Source organism: Psychrobacter sp. CAL346-MNA-CIBAN-0220, from assembly GCF_040309805.1.
Classification (GTDB): domain Bacteria; phylum Pseudomonadota; class Gammaproteobacteria; order Pseudomonadales; family Moraxellaceae; genus Psychrobacter.
In genome coordinates, this window is the sequence record NZ_JBEOPF010000658.1 from 1 (window position 1) to 242 (window position 242).

The window sequence follows — 242 nt, forward strand, 5'->3', positions numbered from 1 at the left end:
GGGTACCGCTGCAGCGCTTGGTGACGCGGGTTCGCCAGCATCAGATTCGACACTAGGTCCCACAGCGGGTCTTAATGCCGATGGGCAACATGATCATATTCGCGACAGCGTGATCCCAACGTTTATTCACTATAATATTCCACTGCTTGTTTTTGGTTGGATTGCTGCGATGGTGCTTTAACATTCAACAGATAGCTACGGCTTATCAAGATAAAAAATAAAAACGGGAGCCTCACTAAAGG

Annotated in this window: 1 protein-coding gene; it reads left to right on the top strand. The window is 47.5% G+C overall.

The features are described from left to right. On the top strand, nucleotides 1-181 hold a 181-nt coding region (locus AAEY88_RS15215; RefSeq protein WP_350563734.1), incomplete at its 5' end, for a Na+/H+ antiporter NhaC family protein. Nucleotides 182-242 lie beyond the last annotated feature (61 nt).